Origin of the sequence: Marinoscillum furvescens DSM 4134 (assembly GCF_003386095.1) — a bacterium.
Taxonomy (GTDB): Bacteria; Bacteroidota; Bacteroidia; order Cytophagales; family Cyclobacteriaceae; genus Marinoscillum; species Marinoscillum furvescens.
Genome location: NZ_QREG01000026.1, coordinates 61711 through 77699 on the forward strand (window position 1 = coordinate 61711; position 15989 = coordinate 77699).

A 15989-nucleotide genomic window follows, 5' to 3' on the forward strand; every position below is an offset into this window, starting at 1 on the left:
TTACATCGCGTATTGCCGATCAAGTTTAAGGGTTTTTACGATGGATAAGTTCCATATCCCGGATCAATAAAATCTATGAGGTTACCATAGAGGTCTGCGAATACACAGACTTTACCAAAATCTTCCACTGCAGGCGCTCTCACGATGTGTACATCATGGGCAATAAGACGCGCATAATCTTCATCGAAGTTATCGGTGTGGAGAAATAGGAAAACCCTGCCTCCGGTTTGATTGCCTACGGCTGCCAATTCCTGAGCATTTTTGGCTTTTGCTAATAGCAGCCGACATCCATTACCGCCTTTTGGAGCTACCACTACCCATCGTTTCGTTGGAGTACGTTGGGTGTCTTCGATGAGTTCAAAGCCGAGCACCTGTGTATAAAATGCGATGGCCTCATCATATTCTTTGACTACCAGTGTGATTTGGTGTAGATGTTGTTTCATGTGGTTAATTGTTTGGAAGGAAACCTGCGCATAAACCATAGGGTGTCGTTGACGTCCCGTTCCCAGGAGTGGTAAACTTCAAACCCGTAGCGTTCGTATACCCGCCGGTTTCGTGCTACGGATGTTTCCAAATAGATAGGTAGGCAGCTTTCCTCGGACCACTTCAGGATGTCATTTTTGAGTTCGAAAGCAGCTCGTGAAATTTTGCCAGCAGCACTGGCGCCAAAAAACCAGAAATATAGGAATTGTCCATCTTTCGGCCTCACAGCATTTACATAAGCATTGCTTTTTGCAACCTGTAGTGAGCGACTAAACCCAATGCAATTTTTGATAAGTTTCATTTGGGCGAAGACCTCTTTTAGACTTTCCTTTTTCTGATAAAACGGATAGCATATAGCAATGGAGGAGTTGTCATTGGACAGCCAAACACCATCAGCAGGAAGGCTACTTTGAAAGGCATAATGAGCCAGAGCTTCTAATGCTCGTGGTTTTTTAGGGTTGATGACTCGTTGTACGCTGGGATTATCCGTGAATGATTCGCAGATAATGCTGACTACCAGATTTTGGTCGTCTTTAGTAGCTGGCTTCATTTCACATCCAGATCCAGTAAGTAGCCTTTTTCTGCCAGTTCCTCATACTTCTCTTTGTTAAATTTATGTAGGAAGGCTCCTTTCTTAGAGGTGCTTTTGTCCTTTTTGTCTAGTTTCTCTAGTAGTTCAGTGGACAGCATGCGCTTGCGGAAGTTTCGGTCATCCAGCTGCCGACCGTAGATGGCGTCATAGAGGCGTTTGAGTTGTGGTAGGGTAAACTCTTCAGGCAGTAGCTCAAACCCCAGTGGGCGCGTTTTTGCATTGGTCACCAGCTTTTGCATGCCTAGCTGTACCATGTCTCCATGGTCAAGTACCAGCTCTGGCATCTGGTCTATCGGAAACCATCTGGCTCCGTGTTTTTCCGCGGTTTCTTTGTGGAGGTCGTCTAGTTTTATCAAGCTCCAGTGTAGAATAGAGAGCACGTGCCCGCCAGGGTCACGGTCGGCATTTCCATAGACATGCAATTGTTCCAAAAAGACATCATCCAGTCCGGTGAACTGTTTGAGCACACGTCTGGCTGCCTGAGACATGTCCTCGCCTTCGTTGATAAAGCTCCCAATGAGCGACCAATCTCCAGCATAAGGCTCTACCTTTCGCTGAAACGCCAGGATATTGAGAGACTCTTCGGAGAGATCATATCCAAAGACCAGGCAATCGATGGCAACAAGTAATTTCGGATGGCTGTAGGTCATAATTTAGGGGTAACTTTGTACGAATTCATCAAAACTAACAAGCGTTTTGATAACGTTTAAGACTCAAAGTAAATAAATATATGGAGCGAGCAGCTACCATTAAGGATATAGCGCGTGAGCTTGGAGTGAGTACCTCCACTGTGTCACGGATACTCAACGGGAAAAACCAGCGAAATCAAGAGCTGGTAAAGAAGGTGCAGGAGGCTGCTAAACGGCTCAACTATCAGGTAAATACTACCGCCAGAGGGCTGAGAACGAATAAGTCGGGCCTGCTAGGAATCATCGTGCCCTACATCAGTGATGAGTTTTTTTCTTCGGCACTAGCAGGTATTGAGGCTGTCACAGAACTGCAGGGGTATAACCTGCTCATTTGCCAGAGCAATGAAAACCCTGAAAAAGAGGCTGAGTTTGTGAAATCGCTCCTGGCCTGTAATGTAGAAGGAATTCTTATTTCAGTTACCAGAAACACCCCGGATGTTGGTTTTTTGGAGGTAGCCAAAGCGGCTGGTAAAAAAATCGTCATGTTTGATCGGGTCATAGCACAAGAAGATTACCCGTGTATCAAGTCCAACGACCGGATTGGGGCTTACAAGGCTGGTCAGCATTTGCTTAAAACCGGAAAGTCAAAATTTCTATACATAGGGTTTTCTGCACGATTGGCCATAGATATAGAGCGTCTGGCAGGATACAACGAAGCCCTGGCTGAAGCCGGAGAGCAACCATGTGAGACACTGTATGTAGACGGTATGGAGGCTGTGCAGGAGGGGTTGGCAGATATATGGCAAAACCAGTACGATGCGGTACTTGGATTCTACGACGAAGTAGCAGCTGAAGCAATGACTTTCTTAAAATCCAGGAATGTAACCATACCCGGACAAGTAGCAGTAATAGGATTTGACAACCGCAACTTTTGTAAATACACCACACCTCCACTCACCAGTATAGAGCACCCGGGGCGTAAGATGGGTAGCCTGGCAGCCGAGGCTTTGTTGGGTGCGCTCAATGAAGAAGAAGTGGAGCAAGTAGTTCTGGATACGCATGTAGTGGTGCGCGAGTCTTCTGCTCGGTAATTTTACCGTTTCGCGGAAAGGTATTTTCTTAAACCAACATTAACATCAGGGTAATCTCCTACTGGAAGGTGTTCGCTTAGTTTGTATTCTAACCAAGTAATACCAATTCCAATAACAGGTGAAGGTCCAGATAGACTATCCGAAACTTGCCCATCAAATAGCAGAAAGCGATCAATACGCGCTGGAAGAGCTATACGATCACCTGCATCAGGAGGTATACTATTATGCTCTCACTGCCCTGCGAGACCATGATGCCGCTCGTGATATTGTCCAAAACACCTTTCTGAAACTTTGGGACAAGAGGGCATCGCTCAAGGAAGTTCGTTCTCTGAAAGATTTCGTGTTTCGAATGGTCAAAAACCAGGTCTTGGACGTATTCCGTAAATCCGCCACCCAAGAGGCAAAGGAAGGGGAAGTGGCCAGGCTGCGCGATGAGCAATATCAGCCCATAGAAGATCATTTGCTCTACAACGAATACATGGCCCTCGCCAAAGAAGGAATCAGTCAACTGCCTCCTAGGCGCAAAGAGATTTTTTTACTCAGCAGGTTTGAGCATAAGTCCTATGCCGAAATCGCCGATCAGCTCAATATCTCTATCAATGTGGTAGAAAAACAAATGAGCAAGGCACTCAAACAGCTACGCGAGTACATGACCAAGCATGCTGATATCGCCTTTCCGGTGGTGTTTTTTCTGGTGCTTCATTAATTCCTGATTTTTTAAAAAAAAAATATGACACATGAGGGGTGGTTGGCTCCTTTTTGTGCGTCTTATATGCAACAAAGGAGATTACTCTATGAAGATTGATAGGTCGCTGTTAGAAAAGTTTTATGCTAATGAGTGTACAGAGGAAGAGTATGCACAGGTGCGCACTTGGATGAATGAGGTGTCTGAGGACGAACGCGACTGGGTGCTCAGTGAGCTTGCGCGAAGGGTCTCATCTGGTGAAGTAAAATCAAAGACTTCTGTTTTGTTGCCGTTTAGCATTATCAAGAAAGCACTACCTGAAAATAAGGTCATATCCTGGCCTCAGACGATGGCAGCGGCAGCTTTATGGTTGTTGTTCGTAGCTGGCTTTTTATATCGGTTTTATGGTCAGGAGCCAGTTACGCATACCCTGATTAGCAAGCGGGGGGCGGTCGAATCCTTCGTGCTTCCAGATAGCACGCGCATTTGGCTCAATGCGGGCAGTTCGTTATCCTATACCGATCAGTTTGGGGACTATAGCAGACATGTTACACTCGAAGGAGAGGCATTTTTTGATGTGACACACAATCCCAACAAACCCTTTGTGATTGCTACTTCTGCATTTGAAACGAAGGTAGTAGGCACGTCCTTCAATATTTCGGCATATCCGGGTGAAAATACCTCTGTGACAGTGGCCAGTGGAAAAGTAAAGGTGCAATATGAGTCGGGAGAACACCATGAGCATAAATACCTCACTCCCGGTCAAAGCATTGTTCACTACGCTGACGTTGATGAAGTGGCACTGCATACTGTAGAAAAGGAAGTGTATGCAGCCTGGAGATCAGATAAGCTGATTTTTGATCAGCAGTCACTGCGCGCGGTTTTCAGTACTCTGGAAAGAAGGTTTGACAAGGTGATAGTGTGTGAGGATTCCGACGTGCGAGAAACGACGATTCGAAGTAGCTATGAAGCAGCTAGCCTGCCAGCCATATTAGAAGACCTGAAGTTTATAGCCTCATTTGATTACCAGCTAGTGGGAGATACTGTTTTGATCACTCCAAACCCCTAAAGCCTATGTAACATCCCAACCAATGACCAAAAAAGAAACCTGGAACTGTCATCACCAGCTCCAAGCTCACATTTCGATTTCAAACAATTCTGAGTTTTTTAAAATCAAAACATGCTAAACTATGATTTTTAAATCAAAAAAATGCCCGAGCGGTATGCATTATTTGCTGAAGCAGGTAATGATCGTTCTTATTTGCTCGGTTTCAGGGCTGACAGCCATTGCACAGGGTGCTGAAAAGCTAACCCTTGACTTAGAAGAATATACGCTCTCACAGCTATTTGAAGAGCTGGAGAAACAGGCGGACGTGGAGTTTGCCTATAGCAGTCAGGTGATACAAGATCGCCGAACGTTTTCCTTGACTGTAGAAAACCAGTCACTAAAAACTGTACTCAATGACCTGGCCAAACAGGCGGGGTTTGAGTATAAAATTTCTGGTAAGAAGGTGTCTGTAAAACTGCTAGAAAAACAAAAAGTAACAGGAAAGGTACTGGATGTCGCCACAGGTGAGCCACTGGTAGGAGTTACTGTAATGGTGATGGGGACCTCACAGGGTACCATTACCGATATTGATGGTACTTACAATCTCACCACTTATCCCAATGGCTCACTTCTATTCTCTTTTGTAGGCTTTGCAAACAAAGAAGTGGCTGTTTCTGGTAGATCTGAAATTGTGGTTTCGCTAGAGGAGGGCTCGCTTAGTCTCGAAGAGGTAGTGGTTACTGCCATAGGTATAGAGCGTGAAACCCGAGCGCTGGGCTATTCTGTGACCAAGGTAGATAGTAAAAATATCAACAGAGGAGGAAGTCCCAACTTGGCGACTACTCTGGCTGGAAAAGTGCCCGGCTTGCAGTTGACCCGTTCATCAGGGGTGATGGGTTCTTCACGTATTGTACTGAGAGGTGAGGCATCCCTCAATTTGGACAAAAACCAGGCACTTATCGTAGTAGATGGAGTACCAGTCACTAACCAGCAGAATGGAGATGGTGAGATTTCATACCTGGGTTCTTCTGTGGATTACGGTGACGGACTTTCGGCTATCAATCCTGCTGATATAGAGGATATTACGGTGCTGAAAGGTGCGTCTGCTGCTGCACTTTATGGTTCACAGGCTGCCAATGGGGTCATCATGATTACCACGAAAAAGGGTAGTTTTAATCAGGACCTTACGGTAAACCTTCGCCATCAAACCTCTTGGCAAAGTGTGAACAGATGGCTGCCCCGTCAGACACAGTTTGGGTCTGGCAATCGCTCTGAGAACGACTACTATGCATTTAAAGATTCGCCCGATGGCCCTAGAAACCGGAACGGACACTCATGGGGACCTAAATTTATGGGACAGGAATTTTACCAGTACGATTCACCGCATTCGGCTATATATGATCCGGCTACACGTGACGAGATATGGGAATACGAACCAGGTGGACAGACGCCATGGGAATCTCATGAAATAGAGCAGAACTTCTACGAAACCGGAATCACCAACACTACCGGTGTGTCCGTGCAAGCAGGAGATGGCAATGCATACTTCAGGGGTAGCGCAGATTACCTTACCAATAAATACATCATGCCTAACACCGGGTATCAGCGTCTAAACGTATCACTTTCATCAGGGGTTAAGGCAGGAAACTCTCAGTTTTCTACCAAGATAAACTATGTAAACCAAGCTTCTGATAACCTGCCCTCAGAAGGGTATGATCGTCAAAATGCTCATTATCAGGTGTTTTGGCTCAATGCCAACGATGACCTGAACTGGTTTAAAAACAAACAGTGGTTGGATGGGCAGGAAAACATACAGCAGAATAAGATCACCGCTTTGAGTGCAAACCCTTACTGGATCCTGTACAATTCGATTAATACGCTGGATAAGGATCGGGTTTTCGGTAAAGTTCAGTTTGACCACAAGTTTTCTGACAATTTCCGACTCATGGCACGTACAGGCGTTGACTTTTTTGCCGAGTTGCGTACCCGAGAGCGGGCCTGGTCTGAGCCACGTAACGCTTATGGCAAGTACGAAGAGTCTACACTAAAAACGCTACAGCTCAACACCGATGTGTTAGTCTCGCATGACCGTAAACTTGGCGATGTAGCCCTCAGCGGTAGTTTGGGCTTCAATCATCGATATACCGGAGGTAATGGCATCTATACAGAAGGAAGAAACCTGATTATTCCGGGGGTGTTTAACCTGGACAATGCCGAGGAAGACCCCTGGGTAAATACTGCCCGCAGAGGTCAAGAGCTGGTCTCAGGCTATGGACTCATCAATGCCAACTGGAGAGAAACCATCTTTTTGGACATTACCGGCAGAAACGATTGGACCTCTACTTTGCCAGCGGGGAATAACTCCTACTTCTATCCCTCAGCTGCGTTGGCTGCAGACCTCACCGAAATGTTTCATGTAGAGTCTAGAAGCCTTTCATTTTTAAAGCTGAGAGCATCTGCTGCTCAGGTGGGTTCAGATACTGATCCCTACAGGCTAAATCGCTACTATACAGCTTCAGGGACCATCAATGGCGGCTACTCGAACCCCTCTACGCTACCCAATCCCGAGTTGAAACCTGAGCGGACCAACTCCTATGAGCTTGGCTTAGACGCTCATTTCTTTAATCATCGGCTAAACTTTGATGCAACATTCTATAAGTCTGTGACAAAAGATCAGATATTGAGTTTGCCTGTGGATCCCGCTTCGGGCTACCTGAGTGCCATGATGAATGCTGGTTCGGTTTCAAACAGAGGTATTGAGTTGCAGTTAGATGCCAAGCCATTTATGGGCAATGATTTCGGCTGGGATGTTTCGGCCAACTGGTCTACAAATAGAGGCATGGTGGAAGAATTAGTTCCCGGAGTGATTGATACCTACATTCTTGGATCGTATGTGAGCTCCAGAGTGCTGGTAAAGGCTGAGCCTGGTGATGAATTAGGAAAAATCTATGGAAAAGGATATGATCGCCACAATGGTGAAATCATCTTCAAAGATGGACTGGCACAACGTGATAATGAAGAAGATTTCCTTGGTAATGTATTTCCAGACTGGAGAGCAGGTTTTATCAATAGTTTCCGGTACAAGCGTTTCAACTTGTCCTTTCAGTTTGATTACCAGCATGGAGGTAAGGCATATTCTATCACACACTTCCTGATGAACTACACAGGTAAATCCACCAAAACAGTCTATGGTAGAGAAAGTGGGGCCCCTTACGAGTCTGGTGCAGAGTATGACATGGCCTCTGGCAAATGGCTAGAAAATCAAGATGGCCGTTTCGGTGTGATCGGTGACGGTGTGATGCTAGACGAAGAAAGCGGAGAGTATGTGAAAAACAATGTGTCGGCACCTGCTCCGTATTTCTACAACTCTATGTATGAGCGTGATCAGATTGAAGGAAACGTTCATGAGACCACTTTCTTAAAACTCCGTGACCTGCGCCTGACCTACAGCTTTCCGGCTGTTTTTGGTTTGAAAGGTGGCTCTGTGGCCGTATTTGGAAATGACCTCTTTATCTGGACAGATTTCCCTTCTTATGACCCGGAACTCTCAGTGGTAAGCAATGGAGTACTTACCCCTGGTTTGGAGGCGGTAGGTTCGCCTTCAACTCGCACCATCGGCGTAGAACTTAAAATTTCACTTTAATCAAAGGAAATGAACATAATGAAATTCAATTCAAAACTTTTGCTACACAGCCTGGTCTTATCACTGTGTGTGCTCGTTTCTTGCAATGATTTTGAGGAGCTAAATACAGATCCTACCAGACTTACGGATATCAATGCCGCCTCCCTGCTTACTCAGGTGATCTATGATGCGGGTACACGCTCGCGCAGCTACGGAGGTATTGGTAACTACATCGGGCAGTACTGGACCAACGCCTCGCTCATCGATCAGCGCCATCGGTATGATTTTAGAGGTTCTGATTCGGAGGTGGTCTATGATCGAATCTATGCTACGCTTTATGATATAGCAGACCTGAAAGAAAGAGCCATTGCTGAAGGACTGGATGACTACCTCGGAGCGGCCATCACGATGGAGGTTTATTTGACTACTTATCTCACAGATGTGTTTGGCCCCGTGCCATATACAGAAGCCATACAAGGTGATGAGCTCAACTTCACACCAACGTTTGACGATCAGGAGCTGATTTACCGTACCAACCTCCAACGTCTCGATGAAGCCTATGACTTGATGGCCACTCAGCCAGGAGGCAACTTTATTCGGGGAGGAGATGCTTTCTACTTTGGGGATAACCTCAAATGGAGAAAGCTGATCAATAGCCTGAAACTACGGATGTATATGCGCATGCTAAAAGTAGACCCTACGGTAGAGCAGGAAATCGCCAAACTGATCAACGATGGTGAGCTGTTGACTTCATCGGACGAAACTTGTGCGATCGTTTATGACGGACGTTTTGGTCTGGAATCTACCCGAGCTGAGGGTACAGAAGGCTCCGGGGCTCTGGGAAAGACTTTTGCTGACAAGCTCCATGAAACCCTGGATCCACGTAGGCCTCATTTTGCACGGATAGGTGTAGATGTAAATGGAGATCCCGTGAATATGGATGATGAGGACAATCCCATATGGCAGGGAGTACCTAGCGGCGAAAGTCCGGATATCATTCGGAATTTTGAAGGACTGGCTGCGCCTTATACAGGGATGAATGGTGTGAGGGCTCCATCGGTGTTGTTTTCCTACTCTGAAGTTGCTTTTTACATTGCCGAAGCGATCCTAAAAGGCTACGTAGACGGTGATGCAGCGGCCCACTATGAAGCAGGCATTCGTGCCAGCTGTGAGTGGTGGGGTGTAGAGGAGCAGGAAATCGTGGATCATCTGGCTAAACCAGAGGTGCAGCTCAGTACTGATGCTGAGAGGGCACTGGAGCAGGTATATACAGAGCAATACATCAACCTGTACTATCAGGGATATGATGGTTGGCTACATTTCCGAAGAGTAGGGTACCCGGAGTTTTCTGTAGGATCTGCTATGCTGGTAGACGGTATCATGCAGCGCATGGTCTATCCTCCATTACTCAAAGCCGTAAACAACTCCAATTATTCCGAAGCAGTAAAAATGCTCGATAAAGGGGATCACCTGCTCTCTAAAGGGTGGTGGTCTAACTGATTCGTTTTTCTAATTTTCTCAACTAAGGGGCAGCGTTTGCTGCCCTTTTATTTCTCTAGTTATGAATAAATTTTTGCAAATAGCCGTGGTGCTCACCATGGTGATGTCTGGCTGCGTGCCAGCCGAAGAGCCAGTACAGGTGGTAGACCGTGGACAGGTGCAGGTGCTTCCTGCAGATTACCAATATCCGGATACGCCCACCTTTAGCCTCTTGTCATGGAATGTAGAGCATTTCCTGGATCCGTATGATGACCCTTACATAGATAACCAAAGGGAAAACAATCCGCCTGAAAACATGCAGCTGCGCCGAGCACTTTTAATAGAGGCATTGCGCAAAGCCGATGCAGATGTTGTTTTGTTGCAGGAGTTTGAAAGCGCCAAATACCTGAAGCAGCTGGCCGACGACTCTTTGTCGGGTATGGGTTATACGTTTTTTGCTGATATCCCCAGTCACGGCTGGTATATGAATGTGGTGCTGATGAGTAGGTTCCCATTGGGGGAAATCAGTGGTTATGGCAATGTGACTACACCACTGCCTGATTACCTCGATGAAGAGGGAAAGAAAGAAACACAAAGCCACATCAATACCCGCATGTGGACTATTGAAGTTTTTCCTGCAGCAGCCTATCATTTTTTGCTCACAGGTGTACATCTAAAAGCCGGGCGAGGACCTAGAAACATTGCCATGCGAAAAGGGCAAATAAACTACCTGGTCTCGCAGTGGAATGAAGCTTTAGCAGCAAATCCCTCTGCCAATATGATCATGGCGGGTGATCTAAATGCTACTCCCGATAGTGAAGAGCTGTCACTGCTACAGACCAATAAGCAGCTGATCGCACCTTTTACAGATCCTATAGATACAGCAGTATACTCACATCCTGCAGATGAGCCGAGACGCAGACTTGATTACCTGCTGGTAAATGAAAATATGCTCCCGGAGATGCAGCCTGAATCTGTACAGGTAACCCACTTTTTTAGTGCCGATACCATGAGAATGATTAGTGATCACCTCCCGGTTATGGGCGTTTTCCAACGAAAAGATTTATAGAAACATGAAAAGCATATTGATATGTGGCATGCTGGTGCTAGTCATGCTAGTCATGCTATCAGCTCAGGCTCAGGAGCACCATGTAGTTTTGGTTAGTATAGATGGTTTTAGGCCAGACTTCTACCTGGACGATGAGTGGCCTGCGCCCAACCTAAAGCGCCTGGCGCAGGAAGGAGTAAATGCTGAAGGAGTTACAGGAGTTTTCCCGTCTGTTACTTATCCTTCTCACACCACCATCGTTACGGGGGCTCGCCCCATAGCACATGGTATCTATTACAATACGCCTTTCGAGCCTGAAGGGCAAACGGGAAAGTGGTATTGGGAGGCTGCCAGTATTCAGGTGCCTACGCTTTGGGATGCCGTGAGAGCTGCCGGTCAAACGAGTGCCAGCTTTTTGTGGCCGGTTACGGTAGGTGCCCCAATAGATTATAACGTGCCTGAGGTATGGTCTTTAGACAAAGGCTATGATCGCACACAAGCCATGCGCAATGCAGCCACCGATGGGTTTTTGGAGGAACTGGAGCGGGAGGTGACTGGTAGGATTCACTCAAAGACCTTCAATGGAGACTACCTCAATCGAGAAGATCGAATAGGAGAAATGGCCGCTTATACTTTAGAGACTCATAAGCCTAACCTAATGGCCTTGCACCTGGTGGCAACTGACCATTTTCAGCACGAGCAAGGGCGTGATGGGCATAAGGTACACACGGCACTGGCAGCGTCTGATCGGGCTATAGGTAAAATTTTAGAAGCTGCAGAGCGAGCAGATTTGCTAGATAAGCTCACCATTATCGTTACCGGAGATCACGGCTTTGTCAACATACATTCGGCGCTCAGTCCAAATGTATGGCTCGTGGAGGCCGGCCTCATGGAAGATAAAAAGGATAGAGGCGAGTGGAAAGCAGCCTTTCATACTGCAGGAGCTTCGGCTTTTTTGATGCTTCGCAACCCGAAGGACCAAAAGACCTTGCAGGCCGTAAAGGCTAAACTGGAGAGTTTGCCTGCAGCTCAAAAGAAACTCTTTCGAGTGGTAGAGCGTGAGGAGCTAGATGCCATAGGTGCTGACCCCAATGCCGCTTTGGCTCTGGCGCCAGTGCCTGGAGTGGCCATGTCTCGTCGGTCTGGTGGGCCAGTGATTACGCCTCGTTCGGGAGGTACGCACGGATACTATCCAGACTTTCAGCAAATAGAAACCGGGTTTGTAGCCTGGGGTGCAGGTTTAGCAGCTTCAAAACAACTTCCCAACATGGGTTTGGAAGATATAGCTCCGCTGATCAGCCACCTGCTTGAGTTAGATCACCGCACACCTCACGGTACTTTGTATCCCGGGGTATTGAAGGAGGACTAGGTTATAGCGAACAACAGCAAAAAGAATGGGTTACCTTTAGACAAGAGTAACCCATTTTTTATGCAACCTAATCCAATATGAAAAAGATCGTTTTCCTACTAGTAGCTATTTGGGGACACACGCTGGCTGCTCAGGATACCCTGCGCATAGGCGTAAAACATGCGCCTCCATTTGTAATGACCGATGGCGATAAAGTGTCGGGTTTGAGTATCCAGTTTTGGGACCTGGTCAATGAAGACATCAATGCAGTGTATGAATTTGTGCCCTACGAAACGGTAAAAGAACTGCTCGATGGGGTAGGCGGTGGTGAAGTAGACCTCAGTATCAACCCCATTACCGTGTCGGAAACACGCCTGGAGCGAGTGGACTTCTCTCAGCCTTATTTTATTTCACAAACTACCTTTGTCAAGCGCAAGGAGTCCCGTATCATGACGTTCTTGTCCAGTTTGTTTAGCTGGGAGTTTTTTTCCGCAGTAGCCGCCCTGTTGCTACTCATTTTTATTTTCGGCTTGTTGTTGTGGTTGTTTGAGAGGCGTACCAAAAATGATCAGTTTCATAAATCTACTCGTGGTATTGCTGACGGATTTTGGTGGAGTGCCGTGACTATGACCACCGTGGGATATGGAGACAAAGCACCCGTTTCACCGGGAGGTAGAGTAGTGGCCTTTGTCTGGATGTTTGCTTCCATTATCTTGATATCAGGACTCACTGCCGGGATTGCATCGGCACTTACTGTGCAGTCCATCAGTAGTCATGTAGAGTCTCTGGGCGATCTCAGTAAGATGCGCACGGTCACTGTGGCCAGCACCAGCACCAACGAGTTTCTGGATCAATACCGAGTGAGGCACCAAACGACTGCCACTTTGCCGGACGCACTCAATCAGCTCATAAATGGTAAAGCCGATGTAGTGGTCTATGACAAACCCATACTGATGACAGAAATCCAACAACTTGGAATAGAAGAGGAGGTAGTGGTTTCCGATAGAGGCTTCAAAACTGACTATTACAGCTTTACCTTCCCCAAAGAGTCACCGTACCTGCATGATATCAATGTGGCCGTGATCAACAAGCTAAAAACCCGAGATTGGGAGCAGATAAAGGCAGAAGTGGAGTGATGAAAAGCTTATATTACTATAAAAATAGTAACATAACTAGTGAAATAGTTTTGTAACTATAAAAATAGTAATATACTTGCTTCATGAAAGCGTTGACCAAAGCAGAAGAGCAAGTGATGAAATACTTGTGGGAGCTGGGCAGAGGATATCTCAAAGACATAGTGTCTTGCTATCCAGAGCCAGCTCCTGCCTATACTACGGTATCTACAGTGGTAAACGTACTGGTGAAAAAAGCCTTTATCGGCTATGAAACCCACGGAAAATCGCGCGAATATTATCCGCTAGTGGCCAAGGAGACCTATGCGAGGGAGTCTATGAAAGGCATGATGCACACGTTTTTCAATGACTCACCCAAGCAGTTTGCCTCCTTTTTTACTCAAGAGAGCGATCTCAGTGTGGAGGAGCTCAAGGAGCTACAGCAAATGATACAGGTAGAGATCGAAAAGCAAAACAAACGATAATATGCTGGCCGAATTTCTAACGTATTTGCTCAAAGCCGCACTGGTGCAATTTGCCCTGGTGGGTTGCTATTGGTTGTTTTTACGAAATCAAACGCATTTCAAATTCAACCGCGCTTGGCTTATAATGACCATGCCTTTGGCACTAGTTATTCCAACACTACGGTTTGCCGTAGTGCCTTTGCAGCCGGTTGAGGGAGCAGTGCATGCTTTGTACACCCGAAGCACGGAGATGCTCGTGCCCATACGTGTAGAGCAGGCGGTAGAAGCTCCCGGAGGTTTTTCCTGGTTGAAGCTCATTGGTCTGGTTTACCTGTGTGGAGTGCTCATCATGCTGGTACGCTTTCTGATCAACCTTTTTCGAATTACAAACTTTACCCGATTATATGAACAAATAACGAGTGTTCAGGGCAGTAGGGTGTTTAGAACATCCCTGTCGCAGCCTTTTTCCTTTTTCAGCAATATCTTTTTGCCCGCTGCTTTGGCAGAAAGTGAGCAGGAAATGGTGAAGGCACACGAATTACAGCATATCCGATTCAGACACAGTTGGGATCGAATGCTGGTCGATTTCATCCTTGTTCTTTTTTGGTTCAACCCTTTCATGTATTTGCTGAGGAAGCTACTGATCGAGGTACACGAGTTTCAGGTAGATGCGGTGATGGCACAGCAGGGAGCTAAAGCTTCCTATCAGCTGGCACTACTGCGGGTAGCTGGAGGTGATGTGGCCGGTCCGGTGAGTTTCTTTGGTTTTTCTATACTCAAAAAACGAATACACATGATGAATCGAAATCAATCTTCTAAATATTCCCTTTTGCGCTATGCTACAGCCGTACCGGTAGTTGCACTGTTGCTGACATTATTTTCATTTGAGATGCGCTTGCCGCAAAGGGTGGAGCAATTCATGCCTACGGCCTTACAAACGGAAGAAGGCATTCCATCCATATTTCCAGTGAGTACCACACAGGGACGTGTGCGTGTATCCTCCACTTTTGGCTACCGCAAAGACCCTTTCAATGGTGGAAAAAAATTTCACAAAGGAATGGATATCGCTGCAATAATAGGAACCTCGGTATTTGCTACGGCAGATGGTACCGTCATTAGCGCCAAGCATCAACCCAAAGGATATGGTAAAAACGTGATCATCCAACATGCTGATGGTTATAAAACACGCTATGCTCAGCTGGATAGCTACAAGGTGAAGGTAGGCGATCGCGTGAAAAAACATCAAGTAATAGGCGAGGTGGGCAGCTCCGGCAGGTCTACAGCACCTCATCTGCACTACGAGGTGTCTAAGGACGATAAGCCTTTAGATCCTAAAGAATTTATTCAGGACTATAAGTTTGAAAAAGATGATCCAGTGAAATCTTTTGGAGCGGTGTGGCAGCCACAAAAAGAGGGTGATTGCTAATCCCTGTTGTAGGAAAATCCAACACTGTTGTGGGATTTTCCTACACCTATTAGCCTCCAGGCATGTGTAACAGTCGGTAAAACACATAGCGGTTTATTGGCAAGGTAATTGGCGTTGGTTAGGTCAAATGAATTGATAAGTATAAACCCAATAAATGCTATGAATTACGACCTAAGTAACAAAAAAATCGCCGTGCTGATGGCGGACGGATTCGAAGAGGTAGAGTTTACCGCTCCGGTAGATGCGCTCCGAGATGCAGGTGCCGGTATCGATGTGATATCTCCAGAAAGTGGCCGGGTGCGTGCATGGAATGAGACCGAGTGGGGTGCAGACTATGCTGTGGATGTGCCACTCACCAAAGCCAGAGCAGACGAGTACCATGCGCTTTTGCTACCAGGTGGTGTCATGAACCCTGACAAGCTCCGAATGAACGAAGCGGCTGTAGAGCTGGTGAAGGCTTTCTTTGAAGACGGCAAGCCAGTGGCGGCTATCTGCCATGCTCCACAGCTACTGGTAGAGACAGGTGCACTTACGGGCAGAGAGCTTACGTCTTACCCGTCCATCAAAACAGACCTAAAAAATGCAGGCGCTCGATGGGTAGACAATGAAGTGGTGGTAGATGCAGGGCTCACCACCAGCAGAAGCCCCGAAGATATGGAAGCCTTCTGCGACAAGATGCTGGAAGAGTTTAGCGAAGGAGTCCACGAAGATCAGATGACTGTCTGATTCATAACATACACCCGGGCAAAAGAAAAGGGGCCGTCTCAAAAGTAATGAGATGGCCTTTTACTTTCCAACTCGTATCATTTTTACACCAATTTCTGTAAGTCAGTTAATTTTGAGTTGCTGGGATAATGTATAAACGAGGAAGAGTCACCTCAGTTAAGCTAATTGGCCTTTTTGGCCAGGTTGTGTGCTAGAGCTAGTAATCCAGCCTCTATTTCAACCTTGTCTAGTCCCTT

Annotated in this window: 14 protein-coding genes; 11 read left to right on the plus strand and 3 right to left on the minus strand. The window is 46.6% G+C overall.

The annotated features are described in order from the left end of the window. Positions 1-35 precede the first annotated feature (35 nt). The 3 genes from C7460_RS20460 to C7460_RS20470 are packed head-to-tail and all read right to left on the minus strand — an operon-like array spanning position 36 to position 1725. Positions 36-443 carry a VOC family protein gene (locus C7460_RS20460; RefSeq protein WP_115870006.1) on the minus strand — a complete coding sequence of 136 codons (408 nt, stop codon included), beginning with the start codon at positions 441-443 and terminating at the stop codon, positions 36-38. Next, positions 440-1033, minus strand: a complete 594-nt coding sequence (locus tag C7460_RS20465) for a hypothetical protein (protein ID WP_115870007.1) — start codon at positions 1031-1033, stop codon at positions 440-442. Before C7460_RS20465 ends, C7460_RS20460 begins: the two co-directional genes overlap by 4 nt. Then, a complete protein-coding gene (locus tag C7460_RS20470) occupies positions 1030-1725 on the minus strand; it encodes an NUDIX hydrolase (protein ID WP_115870008.1) in 696 nt (231 codons plus the stop codon). The genes C7460_RS20465 and C7460_RS20470 overlap by 4 nt, the downstream gene beginning before the upstream one ends. A gap of 80 nt (positions 1726-1805) precedes the next feature. Between C7460_RS20470 and C7460_RS20475 the strand changes: the two genes are divergently transcribed. The 11 genes from C7460_RS20475 to C7460_RS20525 all read left to right on the plus strand — a co-directional run bounded on the left by C7460_RS20475 (position 1806) and on the right by C7460_RS20525 (position 15753). Next, a complete protein-coding gene (locus C7460_RS20475) occupies positions 1806-2795 on the plus strand; it encodes a LacI family DNA-binding transcriptional regulator (RefSeq protein ID WP_115870009.1) in 990 nt (329 codons plus the stop codon). A 118-nt stretch (positions 2796-2913) separates the two neighbouring features. Then, positions 2914-3501 (plus strand): RNA polymerase sigma factor, encoded by a 588-nt coding sequence (locus C7460_RS20480; RefSeq protein WP_115870010.1) that lies wholly within the window; start codon positions 2914-2916, stop codon positions 3499-3501. An 88-nt stretch (positions 3502-3589) separates the two neighbouring features. Next, entirely contained in the window at positions 3590-4549 is a 960-nt protein-coding gene (locus tag C7460_RS20485; RefSeq protein WP_170148119.1) for a FecR family protein, read from the plus strand. Positions 4550-4703: 154 nt separating this feature from the next. Next, positions 4704-8171 (plus strand): SusC/RagA family TonB-linked outer membrane protein, encoded by a 3468-nt coding sequence (locus tag C7460_RS20490; protein WP_221409593.1) that lies wholly within the window; start codon positions 4704-4706, stop codon positions 8169-8171. 9 nt (positions 8172-8180) lie between these two features. After that, a complete protein-coding gene (locus tag C7460_RS20495; RefSeq protein ID WP_115870013.1) occupies positions 8181-9650 on the plus strand; it encodes a SusD/RagB family nutrient-binding outer membrane lipoprotein in 1470 nt (489 codons plus the stop codon). A 61-nt stretch (positions 9651-9711) separates the two neighbouring features. Beyond that, positions 9712-10698, plus strand: coding sequence for an endonuclease/exonuclease/phosphatase family protein (locus C7460_RS20500; protein ID WP_115870014.1), 987 nt, complete (start codon positions 9712-9714; stop codon positions 10696-10698). A gap of 4 nt (positions 10699-10702) precedes the next feature. Then, positions 10703-12046, plus strand: a complete 1344-nt coding sequence (locus tag C7460_RS20505) for an alkaline phosphatase family protein (protein ID WP_115870015.1) — start codon at positions 10703-10705, stop codon at positions 12044-12046. A 77-nt stretch (positions 12047-12123) separates the two neighbouring features. After that, positions 12124-13161, plus strand: a complete 1038-nt coding sequence (locus tag C7460_RS20510; protein WP_115870016.1) for a transporter substrate-binding domain-containing protein — start codon at positions 12124-12126, stop codon at positions 13159-13161. A gap of 83 nt (positions 13162-13244) precedes the next feature. Further along, complete coding sequence (locus C7460_RS20515) at positions 13245-13622, plus strand: BlaI/MecI/CopY family transcriptional regulator (RefSeq protein ID WP_115870017.1); 378 nt, start codon at positions 13245-13247, stop codon at positions 13620-13622. A gap of 130 nt (positions 13623-13752) precedes the next feature. Continuing rightward, positions 13753-15027, plus strand: a complete 1275-nt coding sequence (locus tag C7460_RS20520; RefSeq protein ID WP_221409594.1) for a M23/M56 family metallopeptidase — start codon at positions 13753-13755, stop codon at positions 15025-15027. Positions 15028-15186: 159 nt separating this feature from the next. Continuing rightward, the gene (locus C7460_RS20525) at positions 15187-15753 is read left to right on the plus strand and encodes a type 1 glutamine amidotransferase domain-containing protein (protein ID WP_115870019.1); all 567 of its coding nucleotides are present in this window, start codon (positions 15187-15189) and stop codon (positions 15751-15753) included. The last annotated feature ends 236 nt before the right edge of the window (positions 15754-15989 follow it).

Bases quoted from the DNA above. Each gene is read 5' to 3' on its own strand.
- C7460_RS20460 (WP_115870006.1), bottom strand. From the start codon at position 443: ATGAAACAACATCTACACCAAATCACACTGGTAGTCAAAGAATATGAT.
- C7460_RS20465 (WP_115870007.1), bottom strand. From the start codon at position 1,033: ATGAAGCCAGCTACTAAAGACGACCAAAATCTGGTAGTCAGCATTATC.
- C7460_RS20470 (WP_115870008.1), bottom strand. From the start codon at position 1,725: ATGACCTACAGCCATCCGAAATTACTTGTTGCCATCGATTGCCTGGTC.
- C7460_RS20475 (WP_115870009.1), top strand. From the start codon at position 1,806: ATGGAGCGAGCAGCTACCATTAAGGATATAGCGCGTGAGCTTGGAGTG.
- C7460_RS20485 (WP_170148119.1), top strand. From the start codon at position 3,590: ATGAAGATTGATAGGTCGCTGTTAGAAAAGTTTTATGCTAATGAGTGT.
- C7460_RS20490 (WP_221409593.1), top strand. From the start codon at position 4,704: ATGCATTATTTGCTGAAGCAGGTAATGATCGTTCTTATTTGCTCGGTT.
- C7460_RS20495 (WP_115870013.1), top strand. From the start codon at position 8,181: ATGAACATAATGAAATTCAATTCAAAACTTTTGCTACACAGCCTGGTC.
- C7460_RS20500 (WP_115870014.1), top strand. From the start codon at position 9,712: ATGAATAAATTTTTGCAAATAGCCGTGGTGCTCACCATGGTGATGTCT.
- C7460_RS20505 (WP_115870015.1), top strand. From the start codon at position 10,703: ATGAAAAGCATATTGATATGTGGCATGCTGGTGCTAGTCATGCTAGTC.
- C7460_RS20510 (WP_115870016.1), top strand. From the start codon at position 12,124: ATGAAAAAGATCGTTTTCCTACTAGTAGCTATTTGGGGACACACGCTG.
- C7460_RS20515 (WP_115870017.1), top strand. From the start codon at position 13,245: ATGAAAGCGTTGACCAAAGCAGAAGAGCAAGTGATGAAATACTTGTGG.
- C7460_RS20520 (WP_221409594.1), top strand. From the start codon at position 13,753: ATGCCTTTGGCACTAGTTATTCCAACACTACGGTTTGCCGTAGTGCCT.
- C7460_RS20525 (WP_115870019.1), top strand. From the start codon at position 15,187: ATGAATTACGACCTAAGTAACAAAAAAATCGCCGTGCTGATGGCGGAC.